Source organism: Streptomyces sp. NPDC086147 (assembly GCF_040702165.1).
Classification (GTDB): domain Bacteria; phylum Actinomycetota; class Actinomycetes; order Streptomycetales; family Streptomycetaceae; genus Streptomyces.
This window is the reverse complement of sequence record NZ_JBFBJO010000002.1, coordinates 101389-116652: the sequence shown is the minus strand read 5'-3', so window position 1 is coordinate 116652 and position 15264 is coordinate 101389. Positions and strand designations below refer to the sequence as shown.

At 72.9% G+C, this 15264-nt stretch carries 16 protein-coding genes; 7 read left to right on the top strand and 9 right to left on the bottom strand.

The genetic code is table 11. From position 1 onward, the window contains the following. Positions 1 to 6: 6 nt before the first annotated feature. A complete protein-coding gene (locus AB0398_RS05400) occupies positions 7 to 1140 on the top strand; it encodes a hypothetical protein (protein WP_366372458.1) in 1134 nt (377 codons plus the stop codon). Positions 1141 to 1378: 238 nt separating this feature from the next. Further along, positions 1379 to 2710, top strand: a complete 1332-nt coding sequence (locus AB0398_RS05395; protein WP_366372457.1) for an MFS transporter — start codon at positions 1379 to 1381, stop codon at positions 2708 to 2710. On the opposite strand, the gene AB0398_RS05390 is transcribed toward AB0398_RS05395, so the two are convergent. Both AB0398_RS05390 and AB0398_RS05385 read right to left on the bottom strand, forming a co-directional pair. After that, positions 2672 to 3517, bottom strand: a complete 846-nt coding sequence (locus AB0398_RS05390; RefSeq protein ID WP_366372456.1) for a fused MFS/spermidine synthase — start codon at positions 3515 to 3517, stop codon at positions 2672 to 2674. The genes AB0398_RS05395 and AB0398_RS05390 overlap by 39 nt on opposite strands. Before the next feature lie 67 nt (positions 3518 to 3584). Continuing rightward, on the bottom strand, positions 3585 to 4433 hold the full coding sequence (locus AB0398_RS05385) for a DNA alkylation repair protein (RefSeq protein ID WP_366372455.1): 849 nt from the start codon (positions 4431 to 4433) through the stop codon (positions 3585 to 3587). 96 nt (positions 4434 to 4529) lie between these two features. Between AB0398_RS05385 and AB0398_RS05380 the strand changes: the two genes are divergently transcribed. Both AB0398_RS05380 and AB0398_RS05375 read left to right on the top strand, forming a co-directional pair. Then, positions 4530 to 5285 carry a TVP38/TMEM64 family protein gene (locus tag AB0398_RS05380; RefSeq protein WP_366372454.1) on the top strand — a complete coding sequence of 252 codons (756 nt, stop codon included), beginning with the start codon at positions 4530 to 4532 and terminating at the stop codon, positions 5283 to 5285. Between the two features lie 139 nt (positions 5286 to 5424). Continuing rightward, entirely contained in the window at positions 5425 to 6297 is an 873-nt protein-coding gene (locus AB0398_RS05375; protein ID WP_366372453.1) for an undecaprenyl-diphosphate phosphatase, read from the top strand. A gap of 24 nt (positions 6298 to 6321) precedes the next feature. On the opposite strand, the gene AB0398_RS05370 is transcribed toward AB0398_RS05375, so the two are convergent. Both AB0398_RS05370 and AB0398_RS05365 read right to left on the bottom strand, forming a co-directional pair. Then, complete coding sequence (locus AB0398_RS05370) at positions 6322 to 7227, bottom strand: Gfo/Idh/MocA family oxidoreductase (protein ID WP_366372452.1); 906 nt, start codon at positions 7225 to 7227, stop codon at positions 6322 to 6324. A 61-nt stretch (positions 7228 to 7288) separates the two neighbouring features. Further along, positions 7289 to 8539 (bottom strand): FAD-dependent monooxygenase, encoded by a 1251-nt coding sequence (locus AB0398_RS05365; protein WP_366372451.1) that lies wholly within the window; start codon positions 8537 to 8539, stop codon positions 7289 to 7291. Between the two features lie 140 nt (positions 8540 to 8679). On the opposite strand from AB0398_RS05365, the gene AB0398_RS05360 reads away from it, so the two are divergent. The 3 genes from AB0398_RS05360 to AB0398_RS05350 all read left to right on the top strand — a co-directional run bounded on the left by AB0398_RS05360 (position 8680) and on the right by AB0398_RS05350 (position 10547). Continuing rightward, a complete protein-coding gene (locus AB0398_RS05360) occupies positions 8680 to 9294 on the top strand; it encodes a TetR/AcrR family transcriptional regulator (protein WP_366372450.1) in 615 nt (204 codons plus the stop codon). A 43-nt stretch (positions 9295 to 9337) separates the two neighbouring features. Then, positions 9338 to 9865: a DinB family protein gene (locus AB0398_RS05355; protein ID WP_366372449.1), complete on the top strand. Its 528-nt coding sequence runs from the start codon at positions 9338 to 9340 to the stop codon at positions 9863 to 9865. Positions 9866 to 10073: 208 nt separating this feature from the next. After that, a complete protein-coding gene (locus AB0398_RS05350) occupies positions 10074 to 10547 on the top strand; it encodes a hypothetical protein (RefSeq protein WP_366372448.1) in 474 nt (157 codons plus the stop codon). Positions 10548 to 10596: 49 nt separating this feature from the next. Here AB0398_RS05350 and AB0398_RS05345 read toward each other — a convergent pair whose 3' ends face one another. The 5 genes from AB0398_RS05345 to fabG form a co-directional block, all read right to left on the bottom strand. After that, positions 10597 to 11070: a hypothetical protein gene (locus AB0398_RS05345; protein WP_366372447.1), complete on the bottom strand. Its 474-nt coding sequence runs from the start codon at positions 11068 to 11070 to the stop codon at positions 10597 to 10599. 69 nt (positions 11071 to 11139) lie between these two features. Beyond that, positions 11140 to 11823 (bottom strand): uracil-DNA glycosylase, encoded by a 684-nt coding sequence (gene ung / locus AB0398_RS05340; RefSeq protein WP_366372446.1) that lies wholly within the window; start codon positions 11821 to 11823, stop codon positions 11140 to 11142. Between the two features lie 93 nt (positions 11824 to 11916). Then, positions 11917 to 13497 (bottom strand): ABC transporter substrate-binding protein, encoded by a 1581-nt coding sequence (locus AB0398_RS05335; protein WP_366372445.1) that lies wholly within the window; start codon positions 13495 to 13497, stop codon positions 11917 to 11919. Positions 13498 to 13645: 148 nt separating this feature from the next. Then, entirely contained in the window at positions 13646 to 14413 is a 768-nt protein-coding gene (locus tag AB0398_RS05330) for an SDR family oxidoreductase (protein WP_366372444.1), read from the bottom strand. A 34-nt stretch (positions 14414 to 14447) separates the two neighbouring features. After that, a complete protein-coding gene (gene fabG, locus AB0398_RS05325; protein ID WP_366372443.1) occupies positions 14448 to 15209 on the bottom strand; it encodes a 3-oxoacyl-ACP reductase FabG in 762 nt (253 codons plus the stop codon). Positions 15210 to 15264: the final 55 nt, after the last annotated feature.

The following is a 15264-nucleotide window of genomic DNA, read 5'->3' as shown; positions in this document are numbered from 1 at the left end:
CTGGCCATGTGGCCAGGACAGCAGCCGCCCGGGGGCGAGCAGAACCCGCAGGACCAGAGTCAGAACCCGTACCAGCAGCCGGGGTACCAGCAGCCGAACCCGTACCAGCAGCCGCCGGCCCAGCCCGGGTACCCGCAGCAGCCGCCGACGCAGCCGGGTCATCCGCAGCCGCAGCCGGGGTACGGTCAGCAGCCGCCGGTCCCGCCGGGGTACCCGCAGCAGGGGTACGGCCCGCAGCCGGGGCAGCCGAACCCGTACCAGCAGCCGACCGTGCCGCAGCAGTACGCGGTTCCGGGGCAGTCCGGCGGTCCGGGCGGCCCCGGCGGGAAGAAGAAGACGGCGCTCGTGGCGATCGTCGCCGCGACCGCCGTGGTCGCCGCGACCGGCGTCACCGCCTTCCTGGTGTTCGGCAAGGACGACGGGGACCCGACCGCCGCCGACCCGAAGCCGTCCGCGTCGGCCACCGCCCCCGCGGACCCGTCGGCGATCCCCGAGCCGAGCCAGTCGTCCGGCCTCGACAACCCGCGCGACGACGCCGCGCGGCAGCCGACGATCCCCGGCTGGAAGGTCGTCCACAACCCGAAGTACGGCACCCTCTTCGACGTACCGCCGGAGTGGGAGGTGTCGAAGCCCGGGACGATCAGCTTCCTGGAGGACGAGAAGAAGGGCGACGGCAGCCCGCTCGTCACGATGTCCGGGCCCACGCACCTCAAGGGCAAGTGGTGCACCTACGACACCGACAAGAACGGCAGCGAGGAGTCCTGGAGCCTGGCGTCGGCCGGCACCAAGGGCGGCCAGGGCGCCAAGAACACCGGGGAGGCCGCGTACAACGAGGCCGGTACGTGGGTGTGGGGCGGCTACGCGCAGCACATGCCGCGGGAGAGCATCAAGATCACCAAGGCCGTCCCGTACACGACGAAGTCCGGTCTCACCGGCAGCGTGTCGACGGCCACGGCCACGGGTGTCAAGAAGCGCAACAAGTGCGAGTCGGACGGCAAGGCGATCGCCTTCACCTTCAAGAACGCGAAGAACGACTTCTCGACCTGGGTCCTCAACGGGGCCGACGGCGTCACCGACGAACTGCCGGACGCTACGATCCAGCAGATCCTCTCCACGGTCCGGCTCGCCGAGGACTCGTGACGCCCGGGACTTGTGACGCCCGGAACTCGTGAGGGCGGGGGATCGTGACCGCCGAAGAGCCGTGACGGCGGAGGCGTCGTGACGGCGGAGTGCCCGTGACCGCCGAGGGCTCGTGACGGCGGCGACGGGGGAAGCGTGACCGCTCCGGCCACCGGGACCCGGCGTCCCGGTGGCCGGTGCCGCGGCCCGTCCGCATATCGGTTTGGCACTTCGGCCGGACGCCGGGGATAGTCCCGGGGTGACCTCACCCGCCGACTCCCCCGCCCCTCCCCGCTCCCGCCGCCCCGAGTGGGCCGGGCGCAACTACCTCCTGCTGACCGCCGCCACGGTCGTGACCAACCTCGGCACGCACGGCGCCCTGATCGCCACCGTCTGGGCGGTCTTCGACTCCGGCGGCGACGCGGGCGACGTGGGCCTCGTGGCGATGGCGCGCTTCCTGCCGCTCGTCCTCTTCCTGCTCGTCGGCGGCGCCGTCGCCGACCGGCTGCCCCGGCACCGGGTGATGGTCGCCGCCAACGTCCTCAACTGCGTGTCGCAGGCCGTCTTCGCCGCCCTCGTCCTCTCGGGCGAGGCCCGCATCTGGCAGATGATGGTGCTCACCGCGCTCTGCGGCACCGGCCAGGCCTTCTTCAACCCGGCGGCCGAGGGCATGCTCATGGCCACCGTCAGCGGGGAGCAGGCGAGCCGGGCGTTCGCCGTCTTCCGGATGGCGATGCACGGCGCCTCCATCGGCGGCGCCGCGCTCGGCGGCGCGCTCGTCGCGTTCGTCGGACCCGGCTGGGTCCTCGTGGTCGACGCCGTCGCCTTCGCCGTCGCGGGCGGGCTGCGCGCCTTCCTGGACGTGAGGGGCGTCCCCGAGCGCGCCCCCGGCGGCGGGCTCCTCTCCGACCTGCGGGAGGGCTGGCGGGAGTTCGCCGGCCGGCCGTGGCTGTGGTCGATCGTCGCCCAGTTCTCCGTGGTGGTGGGCCTGATCGGAGCGGTCGAGGCGGTGTACGGACCGCTGGTCGCCCGGGAGGAGCTGGGCGGCGCGCGCCCCTGGGGCTTCGCGCTCGCCGCGTACGGGGTGGGGACGGTCGTCGGCGCGATCCTGATGACCCGGTGGAAGCCGCGCCGGATGCTGTTCGTCGGGACGCTGTGCGTCTTCCCGATCGCGCTGCCCTCGGCGGCGCTCGCGGTGCCGCTGTCCGCGAGCGGCCTGGCGGTCGCGATGTTCGTGAGCGGCGTGGCGCTGGAGGTCTTCGGCGTCTCGTGGATGACGGCGATGCACCAGGAGATCCCGGAGGAGAAGCTGTCCCGGGTCTCCGCCTACGACTGGTTCGGCTCGACGGCCCTGCTGCCGCTGACGACGGCGCTCACGGGCCCGGCGGAGGACGCGTTCGGCCGGAGCGGGGCGCTGTGGGGCGCGGCGGCACTGATGGTGGTCGTCACCGCCCTCGTCCTGCTGGTGCCGGACGTGCGGAACCTGACCAGGCGTCCGCACGCGCCCGTCGAGCCCACCGGGAAGGAGCTCCCGGCCGTGCCGGGGCCCCGCTCAGCCGATGCCGAAGGCGCCGTCCGGGGGAACGGGTGACGGCACGGCCCCGGCGTCCACGACCGGCTCCGCGTCCCCGGTGAACCGGGCGAGCGCGTCCCCGTGCTCCACGCGCGCGGGGAAGGCGTCCGCCGCGGCCCGGCGCGCGAGGCGGGCGGTGTCGAGCGCGCGGTCGGAGGCGACCAGGACGGCGTTGCCGAAGCGGCGGCCGCGCAGGACGCCCGGTTCGGCGACGAGCGCGAGCTCGGGGAGGACCGCGGCGAAGGTGGCGAGCTGGGAGCGGAGGAAGGCGAAGGGGGCGCCGTCGGCCAGGTTGGCGGCGTAGACGCCGCCGGGCCGCAGGACGCGCCGGACCTCGCGCGCGTACTCGACGGAGGTGAGGTGGGCGGGGACGCGCGAGCCGCCGAAGACGTCGCCGACGATCAGGTCGGCCGAGGCGGCGGGGGCCGCCTCCAGCCAGCGCCGGGCGTCCGCGCCGTGCACGGTGGTCCCGGACCCCTCGGGCAGCGGCAGGTGTTCCGCGACCAGGGCGAGCAGACCGCGGTCCGCCTCCACGACGTCCTGGCGCGAGCCGGGCCGGGTGGCGGCGACGTACCGGGGCAGCGAGAGCGCCCCGCCGCCCAGGTGCAGGACGTCCAGCGGCTCGCCCTCGCCGGCCGCGCCGTCGACGACGTGGGCGAGCCGGCGCGCGTACTCGAACTCCAGGTACGCCGGGTCGTCGAGGTCGACGTACGACTGGGGGGCGCCGTCGACCGTCAGGAGCCAGGCCCGCTCCCGGTCCACGTCGGGCATGAGGCGCGCGGTGCCCTGGTCGACCTCGCGGACGACGGGGATGTGCTCGTTCACGGTCCCATTGTGACGGTGCGGGGCCGGCCCTTCGGCGCGGGTGCCGTCCGCTTCTCCGCCTCCCCTGTCATGTCCCCGTTCCGGGACGGCGGTTGGGGAGGCCGGCGGGCGGGGTGAGGTTCTTGAGGGCCTCACGTACGGAGAGGGGCGAGAGCCGGGCGCCGTGGGCGGTGACGAAGGCGCGGACCTCGGCGGGGGCGGTCTTGGCGTACTCGCGCAGGCTCCAGCCGATCGCCTTGCGGACGAAGAAGTCGGGGTGGTCGGCGCGGCGCAGGCAGTGGTCGAAGAGGCGGTCCGCGTCGGTGTCCCCCTTGAAGCGGAGCTGGTGGAGGAGGGCGGTGCGCGCGACCCACAGGTCCTCGTCGTCGATCCACGCGTCCATCGCGGGGGCGAGGGCGGGGTCGGCCGCGACCAGGCCGCCGACGACGTGGGCGGCGAGGTGGTCGACCGTGTCCCACCAGGAGACGGTGGTGACGAGGCGGCGGGCGACGGGCAGGAAGCCGGAGGAGCAGCGCCGCACGTGGCGGCGGAGGTAGTCGACGGCGAAGTAGTGGTACTCGCGCTCGGGCAGCGCGAAGCAGCGCAGGGCGATCGCCGCGCAGTCGTCCTCGTCGGGACGCGGGGTGCCGTCGAGGACGGTCCGGGACAGGGCCCGGCGCTCGGGCGTCCGCACCCCGAGGAAGGGCGCGACGCCCTTCATGTACGCGACCATCTCCTGCGCCCGGAAGGGGTTCCCGGCGGCGGGATAGACGGCGGTGAGCCGTTCGAGGACGGTGTCGGCGAGGGCGCTGCCGGGGACTTCACCGGGCACGGGGTCGGCCGCCGGAAGCCTCCGGGCCGGGGCTTCCCCGGATACGGGTCCGGTCGCCGGGGCCCTCCGGATCGGCGCTCCCCCGGACACGGGATCGGTCGTCATGAGGGCCCCTCGGTCGTGGTGTGCTCCGGAATCCGGTCCGGACGGACATGACGCACATTACGGCGCTCCTACACATCCGTCCGTTACTCTCCCCGAATGCTCGCTCCCGCCCCCCGGCCGCCGGGCTCCCTCGCCGTCCGCTGTTCCCGGGTCCTCCTCGCTCCCCGCTCGCGGCTCGCGCTGCTCGCGCTGCTGCTGCTCACGGCGGCCACCCTCGTGGTGCTCTACGAACCGCAGCGCCTGCTGGCCTCGGGCTGGCCGCCGCGGACGAGCGGCGCCGGCGCGGTGCTGCTGTTCGCCCTGGCGTACGGGGTGTGCACGGCGGCCTTCGTGCCGCGTCCGGTCCTGAACCTGGCGGCGGGCGCGCTCTTCGGCTCGGCCGCCGGTCTGACGGGGGCGGTCGCGGGGACGGTGCTCGGCGCCGGGATCTCGTTCACCCTCGGCCGCTACCTGGGCCAGGACGCGCTGCGGCCGCTGCTGCGGGGCCGTCTGCTCACGGCGGCGGACGGGCAGTTGAGCCGGCACGGGTTCCGTTCGATGCTGGCGATCCGGCTGTTCCCCGGGGTGCCGTTCGCGGCGGCCAACTACTGCGCGGCGGTCTCCCGGATGAAGTACGTGCCGTTCCTCCTGGCGACGGGGATCGGCACGGTCCCGAACACGGCGGCGTACGTGGTGGCGGGCGCCCAGGCGGGTTCGCCGGACTCGCCGGCCTTCCTCTTCTCCGCGGGCTTCATCGTCCTGTCGGGGATCGGCGGCGCGGTGGTGGCCTGGCGCAAGCGGCACGGCCTGCGGGCACCGGTCCCCGCGCGGGACGACACGCCCGAACCGGAACTGGCGGGCAGCGCCCGCTGAGGTTTGCCGGAGGCCTCCCGGGAGATACGGCGGGCGCTACCTCGCGTACATCCTCTGTCGGGGGATTCTTCACCTCGGGACGGTACGCTGCGCACGACCTTCTGACCACACACGTACAAAACGGGACGGCCCTGGCCCCATGAGTTGGTTCGAATCGTTCATCCTGGGACTCGTCCAGGGGCTGACGGAGTTCCTCCCCATCTCCTCCAGCGCGCACCTGCGCCTCACGGCGGCGTTCGCCGGCTGGCACGACCCGGGGGCGGCGTTCACCGCGATCACCCAGATCGGCACGGAGACGGCGGTCCTGATCTACTTCCGCAAGGACATCGCGCGGATCGTCTCGGCCTGGTTCCGCTCCCTCACCGACAAGTCGATGCGGTCCGACCACGACGCCCAGATGGGCTGGCTGGTGATCATCGGCTCGATCCCGATCGGCGTCCTCGGCATCACGCTCAAGGACCAGATCGAGGGCCCGTTCCGGGACCTGCGGCTCATCGCCACCACCCTGATCGTCATGGGCGTCGTCCTGGGCGTCGCGGACCGGCTGGCCGCCCGGGACGAGATCGGCGGCCGCCACCGGGCGATCCGCGAACGCAAGACGCTCAAGGACCTCGGGGTGCGGGACGGCCTGATCTACGGCGTCTGCCAGGCGATGGCCCTGATCCCCGGCGTCTCCCGCTCGGGCGCGACGATCTCCGGCGGCCTGCTCATGGGCTACACCCGCGAGGCGGCGGCCCGTTACTCCTTCCTCCTCGCGATCCCGGCGGTCCTCGCCTCGGGCGCGTACGAACTGAAGGACGCGGGCGAGGGTCACGTCTCCTGGGGCCCGACCATCTTCGCGACGATCGTCGCTTTCGTGGTGGGATACGCCGTCATCGCGTGGTTCATGAAGTTCATCACCACCAAGAGCTTCATGCCCTTCGTGATCTACCGGATCCTGCTCGGCATCCTGCTGTTCGTCCTGGTGGGCACGGACGTCCTGAGCCCGCACGCGGGCGAGTCGGCGGGCTGACGGGCCCTCCGAGGGGGCGGGCCGTCAGGACGCCTGCGCCAGGGACTCCCGTACGACGCGCTCGCACAGCTCGTGGGTCAGCAGGGCGTCGCGGGCGCTGAGCACCCGGCCCTCGCGGACCGCGTCGAGGAAGGCGAGCACCGCCTGCTCGATGCCGCGCTGCCGGGCCACGGGCACCCAGTCGCCGCGCCGGCGGACGGTCGGCTGGCCCTTGTGGTCGACGACGTCGGAGAGGTTGAGGACCTGGCGCTTGGTGTCCTGGCCCGAGACCTCCAGGACCTCCTCGGTGGAGCCGTTCATCCGGTTCATCATGCCGATGGCGGTGAAACCTTCGCCGGAGAGCTGGAGCACCACGTGGTGCATCAGGCCTTCGCGGATCCGGGCCCGCACGTCGACGTGCTCGATCTCGCCGGGCAGCAGGAAGCGCAGGGTGTCGACGACGTGGATGAAGTCGTCGAGCACCAGCGTGCGGGGGTCCTCGGGCAGACCGATCCGGTTCTTCTGGAGCAGGATCAGGTCGCGCGGGTGCTCCAGGCACTGGGCGTAGCTCGGCGCGAGGCGCCGGTTGAAGCCGACGGCGAGGGAGACCGCGCGCTTCTCCGCGAGCTCCACGATCCGCTCGGAGTCGGCGTACTCGTAGGCGAGGGGCTTGTCGACGTACGTGGGGACGCCGGCGTCGAGGAGCCGCTCGGCGATCTCGGCGTGCGCGGCGGTCGAGGCGTGCACGAAGGCCGCGTCGAGTCCGGCGGAGAGCAGCCCGTCGAGGTCGGTGTGGCGCCGGTCGGCGGACAGGTGCAGGGTGTCGGCGACCCGCTCCACCGTGGCGGGGGTGCGGGTCTGCAGGTGCAGTTCGACGCCGGGGAGGGTGGCGAGGACGGGAAGGTAGGCCTTCTGCGCGATGTCGCCGAGTCCGATGCAGCCAACCTTCACGGGGGTCTCCCTTGTCGTCGTTCGCCGGCCCCGCTCGTACGGGCCGTTCGCGCCGGTCAGCTTACGCGGGACGGCCGGGGCCGCCGGGCGGGCGCCAGTCGGCGATGCCGTCGAAGCCCCGCAGGAGGAACCCGGGTCCGAGGCGGGAGGCCGCGCCGACGAGGGCCGAGCGCAGGGCGACGGCCGGGCGGGCGGAGAGCATCGTGAGCGCTCCGGTGCGGGCGGACTTGCGGACGACGGCGGTGGTGCGCGGCAGCCGGTCCGCGGTGTAGGCGGCGAGCGCGCGGCTCGGCGCGAACCCGTCTCCGGCGCCGACGTGGTGGGCGAGGACGACGGCGTCCTCGATGGCCTGGTTCCCGCCCTGGCCGAGGGACGGCGTCATCGCGTGCGCGGCGTCCCCGAGGAGGGCCACCCTGCCCCGGTGGTAGGCGGGCAGCGGGGTGATCAGGTGGTGCACGTCGTGCCGCAGGACCCGGTCGGGTCCGACGGCGGCGAGGACCTCGGGCACCGGGTGGTGCCAGTCCCCGAAGAGGCGCAGGAGTTCGGCCTTCTCGTCGTCGGGCGCGCGGGCTCCCTCGGGGGCGGTGGCCATGGCGTACGCGTAGACCCGGCCGTCCTTGAGCGGCTGGGTGCCCCACAGCCGTCCGGCGCCCCAGGTCTCGTGCGGCGCGAAGGGCCGCCGGGGGGCGGGGACGACCACCCGCCAGCTGGTGCGGCCGGAGTAGCGGGGGCCGGGGTGGCCGGGGAAGAGCGCCCGCCGGGTCGCGGAGTGGATGCCGTCGGCGGCGAGGACGAGTTCGGCCTCCCACTCCGTCTCCCCCCGGTCGCTCCGGGCCGTGACGCGGGCCGGGCGGCGGTCGTCCCCCGGGTCCGCCACCGCGGCGGTCGTCCCGGTCCGCACGGTCCCGTCCGGGAGGGCGGAGGTGAGGATCTCCACCAGGGTGGCGCGGTGGAGGAGGACGAGGGGGCCGCCGAAGCGCGCGGCGGCGGCCCGCGCGTCGGTGCGGACGAGCCAGCGGCCGCCGGGGGTCCGCATGCCGCCGTCCCCCTGCCAGGCGGCGAGGGCGCGGACCCGGTCGCCGAGGCCGACGACGTCCAGGGCCCGCTGGGCGTTGGGCGCGAGGCCGATGCCGGCTCCGACGGGGGTGAGGTCGGCGGCCCGCTCCAGGACGGTGACCCGCCAGCCCCTCCGGTGCAGGGCGACGGCGGCGGTGAGCCCCCCGATCCCGGCCCCGACGACGACGGCGCGGCAGGCGTCGGCGCGGTTCGTGTCAGGGCGGTCGGTGTCGGTGTCGGTGTCGCCACGGTTCATTTCCGCACCGTGCTGTTCCATGACTGCCCCCTCGGGTCGGGAATCCGCCGAACCGGGGACTACAGATGTAGTGGGCCCGGCACCACGACCGTACTACAGGTGTAGTGAAGGCGGGAGGGGCCGGTAGTAGGTTGTCCTCCATGACCGCAGCGCCGGACCCTTCCGCCCCGCGTGCCGAACGGATCGGCGACGCCGCCCTCGACCTGCTCGTCGAACGGGGGATGCGCGGCCTCACCCACCGCGCCGTGGACGAGCGGGCCGGGCTGCCGCAGGGGTCGACGTCCAACCACGCCCGCACCCGCCAGGCCCTCCTGGAGACGGCCGTGCGGCGCCAGGTCGAACTGGAGTCCCGGGTCCTCACCCCGCACGAGATGCCCGGTCCGGACGGCGGCGGGGACGCGCTCGTGGACGCGCTCGCCCTCGCCCTCCACCGCTACCTCACCGACCACCGCCCCCTGCTCGTCTCCCGCTACGAACTGGCCCTGGAGGCCACCCGCCGCCCCGAGCTGCGGAGCTTCTTCGACCGGGCGGGCGCGGTGTTCCACGGTCCGCTGACCGCGATGATGGCGGCGGCGGGCTCGACGGCCCCCGAACGGCACGCCCTCTCCCTGATCGCCTGGTCCGAGGGGCTGATGTTCTCCTGCGCGGCGGGCTCCTTCCACTCGGCCGTGCCGGACCTCGCGGAACTGCGGACCGGGATCGACGAGTTGCTGCGCGGCATGCTCGGGGGCCGGCCCCGGACCGCGCGGGCGTGAATTCGCTGGCGTCGTCCTGCGATCGTGGGGAACGATGCCCGGCATGACGACCGAACAGACCGAAACAGTCCCGCGCGTCTCGCCGTCCACCACCTCGGGCGAGCGCGAAGCGCTGGAGCAGTGGCTCGACTTCCACCGCGCGACCCTCGCGAGGAAGTGCGAGGGGCTCGACGACGCCCAGCTGCGCACCCCTTCCGCCCCGCCGTCGGACCTCAACCTGCTCGGTCTCGTCCGGCACATGGCAGAGGTCGAGCGCGGCTGGTTCCGCCGCACCCTGGCCGGCGAGGAGGCCCCCTGGATCTACTCGACGAAGGAGGACCTCGACCGGGACATCCACGCCGAGGAGGGGGACACCTACGAGGAGGCACACGCCACCTGGCAGGCCGAGATCGCCCACGCCCGCACGCTGGCGGCGACCCGCGACCTCGACGACCTGGGCGTCGGCAAGCGCCACAGCGGGGAGGAGTTCAACCTCCGCTGGATCTACCTCCACATGATCGAGGAGTACGCCCGCCACAACGGCCACGCGGACCTGCTCCGGGAGCGGATCGACGGCGCGACCGGCGACTGACCCGGACGGCTCGACCGGCGGCCGCCCCCGCCCCGCCGTCCCGGCACCTCGCCGTCCGGTCGGCCGGCGGGGTCAAGGCCGGGTGCGCACCGGCTCACCCGTGTGGGGCATTCCCCGCCGGTAGGGGCGCGGAGACCGCCGCCGGAGCAGCAGAGTGACGCGGGTGCATGGAACCCGAACCACAGCGAAGATCCTGTTAGGGGCCGCGATGGCCGCCCTGACCGGCTGCGTCTCGGTGGGCGCGCCGACGGCGCCCGCCCCCGTCCCCGCTCCGGCGGCGGAGCCCGTACGCACCGGGAAGGGCGTCGCGCCGCAGATCGTCGACGGCCCGGCCCGTGAGGCCCTCGAAGCGGCGCTCCCCGCTCCCCCGCCGTCCGCCGCGCCCCGCGCGACCTCCGCGGCCGAGCGGCAGCGGCGGTCGGCGGCCCCGGCGCTCCCGCAGGCGCCGCGCCCCGGTGTCGTACCGACCCGGCGCGAAGACCCGCGTCCGCCGGTCCGGCCGGACCGGCCCGGACCGGCCGCCTCGACCGGCCCGTCCGCGCCGACCGGGCCGCCCCGGGCGGTGGAGCCGTCGGTGAGGCCCCCGCTCTCCCCGTCCGACGTCTGCGCGCTGGGCGAGCGGTACGGGGCCCTGGGCCCCGGCGGCGGCCCGGGAATCTGCCCCGCCCCGTACGGCCGGTGAGCCGGGGGTACGGGGCCGAGCGGGCCGGCCGTGGGCGGCCGGCGGGCCGTCACTCCGCCCGCAGCCGCGACTCCAGGCGCCCGATCGCGGCCCGCACCCCGCTCCCGTAGCCGTCGTCGTCGAGGTGCTCCGCCGCCGCGCGGGCCCGGTCCAGATGGGCGCGTGCGGCATCGGGCCGGTGGAGCTTGGCGTAGTCGGCGGCCAGGTTGAGGTGGAGCGAGGGGTACAGGGCGCGAACTGCGGCCGAGGCGTCGTGCGCGGCGAGCCGCTCGTCCGTGAGGTCCTCGGCCGCGCTCAGCGCCCGCAGGTCCCAGGCCAGCTCGGTGTCGGGGTCGTCCTGGGTGTCCGCCATGTAGTGCGCGAGGGTGCAGCGGTGCAGGGGGTCCCCGTCCGGGCCGATCTGCTGCCAGAGCAGCCCGAAGCGGTTGCGGGCCTCCTCGCGGTCGCCGCCGTGGAGCAGCATCAGGGCCTGCCCGATCCTGGTCATGACCCCGTCGTCCGACACCTGCTGCTGCTCGGTCACCGCGACCTCCACAAGATCACCACTGGGAGGGCCGACGCTAGCCGCACCCGGCCCCGATCGGGCCGAGGCTCAGCCGAGGTCCGGGACGCGCCAGTCGATCGGCTCGTGGCCCTGCGCCGCCACGGCCTCGTTGATCTGGGTGAAGGGGTGCGACCCGAAGAACTTCTTCGCCGACAGGGGCGAGGGGTGGGCGCCCTTCACCACCACGTGCCGCTCCTCGTCGATGAGGGGCAGCTTCTTCTGCGCGTAGTTGCCCCACAGGACGAAGACGGCCGGGTCGGGACGCGAGGCGACCGCGGTGATCACCGCGTCCGTGAACTTCTCCCAGCCCTTGCCCTTGTGCGAGTTCGCCTCGCCGGAGCGGACGGTCAGCACGGCGTTGAGCAGGAGGACGCCCTGCTCGGCCCACGGCATCAGGTAGCCGTTGTCCGGGATCGGCAGGCCGAGCTCGGCGTTCATCTCCTTGTAGATGTTCCGCAGGGAGGGCGGGGTCTTCACGCCGGGGCGGACCGAGAAGCAGAGGCCGTGGCCCTGGCCCTCGCCGTGGTAGGGGTCCTGACCGAGGATCAGGACCTTCACCTTGTCGTACGGGGTGGCGTCGAGGGCGGCGAACACCTCGTCCTTCGGGGGGAAGACCGGTCCCTTGGCGCGCTCCTCCTCGACGAACTCGGTGAGCTGCTCGAAGTACGGCTTCTGCAGCTCCTCGCCGAGAACACCCCGCCAGGACTCGGGCAGCATGCTGGTGTCGGTCACGGTCAACAACCTCCGGTGGACGTTCCTGTCTACGTCCCAGAACCTACCGGGGGCCACTGACAGCGGCCCCCGCAGGTCCTCACCGGCGTCCGCCTACCAGCTGGCCCGGCGGTGCAGCTCCCACATCTGCATGACCGTCTGCGGGTCGAGAGCGCGCTCGCCGCCGCCGATGTCCTCACGGGCCGCGATGTAGAGCTTGCCCTGCCACAGGGGCAGCAGCCGGACGTCCTGGACCAGGATCTCCTGGGCCGCCACGAACTCGTCCGTGACAGTCCCGCGGTCGCTCTGGCGGCGGGACTTCGGGAGGAGCTCGTTGGTGATCCGGGGGCTCAGGTAGGGCGTGCCGAGGACGTTCTCCTTGCCCACGAAGGGCGCGACGAAGTTGTCCGGGTCCGGGAAGTCGGGGAACCAGCCTCGGCCGAAGACCGGGTACTCGCCCTTCTGGTAGGCCGCCTGGAACTCCGTCCAGGGCTTGCCGTTCAGGGTGACCTCGAAGAGCCCGGACTCCTCCAGCTGCCGCTTGAGTTCGGCGAACTCGGCGGCCGTCGAGGAGCCGTAGCGGTCCGTGGTGTACCAGAAGGTCAGCTTGACGGGCTTGTCGATGCCGGCCTCGCGGAGGAGCTCGGTGGCCTTCTCGACGCTGGGCGTGCCGAAGCGGTCGAAGAACTTGGTGGTGTGGGCCGCGATGCCCTTGGGCACCATGGAGTACAGGGGTTCGGCGGTGCCCTGGTAGACCCTGCTGACCAGTTCCTCGCGGTCGACGAGCTGGGCGATGGCCTTGCGGACGGGGAGCTTGGCGACCGAGGGGTCCTGGGTGTTGAAGACGAGGTAGCGGATGTCGGCGCCGGTCGACTCGACGAGCTGGAGCCCCTGGTTCTCGGGCTTGTCGTCCTGGAGGGAGACGACCTCCTCGGCGGTGAGGCCGCGGTAGGTGGCGTCGATCTCCTTCTTCCGGAGCGCCGTGACCATCGCCTCGGACTCCTTGAAGTACTTGATGGTCACCCCCCCGTTCTTCAGGGTGGCGAACCCCTTGTACGTGGGGTTCTTCGTCAGCTCGGCCGACTCGCCCTCGGTGTACGCGTCGAGGGTGTACGGGCCCGAGCCGGTGACCTTGCCGTCCTTGGAGCGGAGCCGGTCGGCCGGGTAGTCGGCCGGGTCCACGATGGACATGGCGGGGGTGGCGAGGACGAACGGGAAGGTGGCGTCCGACTTGTTGAGGCGGAAGACGACCGTGCTGTCGCCGACGGTCTCGATCTTGTCGAGGGAGCCGAGCATGCCGTTGGGGCCGCCCTTGTGGTTGATCGTGCGGATGCGCTCGATCGAGTACTGCACGGCCTTGGCGTCCAGCTTGTGCCCGTTGGAGAACGTGAGGCCGTCGATGAGCTTGCACTCGAAGACCCGGCTGGCGGTGTCCGTGAACTTGCAGTCCGCGGCGTCCGACTGCGGGGTCGTGCTGCCCGTCGGGAAACTCACCAGGGTCTGGAAGACATTCCTGAAGAGCTCCCAGGCATTGTCCCAGGACGCGGCCGGATCAAGCGTGGAGGGAGAACTCGTCGTGCCGACCACGAGCCTCTGATCCCCGGCGGATTCACTGTCCGAAAAGACACCGCATCCGGTCACCAGGGATATGGACACAAGGGCTGCAGCCGCCTGCAGACTGGTCCGGTTGAACACGTGCACGCTCCTCGTTCAGCCATGGGTCGGCCGACGATACCGCAGCACCCCGCCAGGTCAATGTTCGAGCCCGACGGGGCACTTGAGGCATTCGATGCAGAACCGGGCTCAATCCGGACACGAATTCCGGAAAGTGTCCGGTTATCGGTCACCCGACTCCGGCGTTCAGGAAAATCCCGCCGTCGACGACGAGCGTCTGGCCGGTGATCCACTCCGACTGGGAGGAGGTGAGGAAGGCGGCCGCGCCGCCGATGTCCGCCGGAACGCCGAGCCGGCCGAGCGGATAGGAGGCGGCGGCCTCCGCCTCGCGGCCCTCGTAGAGAGCCTGCGCGAATTTGGTCTTGACAACTGCCGGGGCGATTGCGTTGACTCGCACGACCGGCGCGAATTCATGCGCCAGCTGAAGGGTCAGATTGACCATCGCGGCCTTGCTCATTCCGTACGCCCCGATGAAGGGCGAGGCGGATACGCCGGCGATCGAGGCGATGTTCACGATCGCCCCACCGTTCTGCTTCTGCCAGGCGTGCCAGGTCCGCTGCGCGAAACCGAGCGCGGAGATCACATTGGTCTCGAAGACCTTGCGGGCCACATTGAGGTCCAGGTCCGCGATGGCGCCGAAGACCGGATTCGTCCCGGCGTTGTTGATCAGGAAGTCCACCCGGCCGAAGCCGTCCATCGCCGCCTCGACGGCGGCGGCCTGGTGGGCCTCGTCGTGGGCCTTGCCGGGGACGCCGATCGCCCGGTCCGCGCCGAGCCGCTCCACGGCCTCCTTGAGGGCCTCCTCGCCGCGCCCGGTGATGACGACCCGGTCGCCGCGGGCGACCAGCGCCTCGGCGATGCCGTAGCCGATGCCGCGGCTCGCTCCGGTGACCAGGGCGACCCTGCCGGACAGCTCCGGCGGTTCCTGCGTGCTCATGTCCGTCTCCTCCTGTCTCTGCCGCTGCCGGTCGTCAGTTGAGCGGGCCGCCGGCCACGTACATGACCTGGCCGGAGACGAAGCCGGCGTCGTCGCCCGTGAAGAAGGCGATCGCGTTGGCGACGTCCTCGGGACGGCCGACCCGCTGCACCGGGATCATGGAGGCGGCGGCGGCCTGGAACTCCTCGAAGCCCATGCCGACGCGCTCGGCGGTCTGCGCGGTCATCTCGGTGACGATGAAGCCCGGGGCGACGGCGTTGGCGGTGACGCCGAACTTGCCGAGCTCCTTGGCGAGGGTCTTGGTGAGGCCCTGCAGGCCGGCCTTGACCGCGGAGTAGTTGGCCTGGCCGCGGTTGCCGAGCGCCGAGGAGGAGGAGAGGGAGACGATCCGGCCGAAGCCCGCGTCCACCATGTGCTTCTGACAGGCCTTCGCCATCAGGAAGGCACCCTTGAGGTGCACGTTCATGACGAGGTCCCAGTCCGACTCGGACATCTTGAAGAGCAGGTTGTCGCGGAGCACGCCCGCGTTGTTGACGAGGATCGTCGGCGCCCCGAGCTCGGCGGCGACGCGCGCGACGGCGGCCTCCACCTGGGCGGCGTCGGAGACGTCGCAGCCGACCGCGAGGGCGGTACCGCCCGCGGCGGTGATCTTCTCGACGGTGTCCTTGCAGGCCGCCTCGTCGAGGTCGAGTACGGCGACGGCGCGGCCCTCGGCCGCGAGGCGGAGCGCGGTGGCCGCGCCGATGCCCCGTGCGGCACCCGTGACGACGGCTACGCGCTGCTCGGTGGTGGACATGCTTGGTTCTCCTCGCCCTTGGATCGTCCCTGGTGGCGGCCGGACCGGCGTCCGC

What these genes read in the sequence shown, in the direction of transcription:
- AB0398_RS05400 (WP_366372458.1), top strand. Translation starts at nt 7, where the DNA reads ATGTGGCCAGGACAGCAGCCGCCCGGGGGCGAGCAGAACCCGCAGGAC.
- AB0398_RS05385 (WP_366372455.1), bottom strand. Translation starts at nt 4,433, where the DNA reads ATGACGACCGATCCCGTGTCCGGGGGAGCGCCGATCCGGAGGGCCCCG.
- AB0398_RS05380 (WP_366372454.1), top strand. Translation starts at nt 4,530, where the DNA reads ATGCTCGCTCCCGCCCCCCGGCCGCCGGGCTCCCTCGCCGTCCGCTGT.
- AB0398_RS05375 (WP_366372453.1), top strand. Translation starts at nt 5,425, where the DNA reads ATGAGTTGGTTCGAATCGTTCATCCTGGGACTCGTCCAGGGGCTGACG.
- AB0398_RS05365 (WP_366372451.1), bottom strand. Translation starts at nt 8,539, where the DNA reads ATGAACCGTGGCGACACCGACACCGACACCGACCGCCCTGACACGAAC.
- AB0398_RS05360 (WP_366372450.1), top strand. Translation starts at nt 8,680, where the DNA reads ATGACCGCAGCGCCGGACCCTTCCGCCCCGCGTGCCGAACGGATCGGC.
- AB0398_RS05355 (WP_366372449.1), top strand. Translation starts at nt 9,338, where the DNA reads ATGACGACCGAACAGACCGAAACAGTCCCGCGCGTCTCGCCGTCCACC.
- AB0398_RS05350 (WP_366372448.1), top strand. Translation starts at nt 10,074, where the DNA reads ATGGCCGCCCTGACCGGCTGCGTCTCGGTGGGCGCGCCGACGGCGCCC.
- AB0398_RS05330 (WP_366372444.1), bottom strand. Translation starts at nt 14,413, where the DNA reads ATGAGCACGCAGGAACCGCCGGAGCTGTCCGGCAGGGTCGCCCTGGTC.
- fabG (WP_366372443.1), bottom strand. Translation starts at nt 15,209, where the DNA reads ATGTCCACCACCGAGCAGCGCGTAGCCGTCGTCACGGGTGCCGCACGG.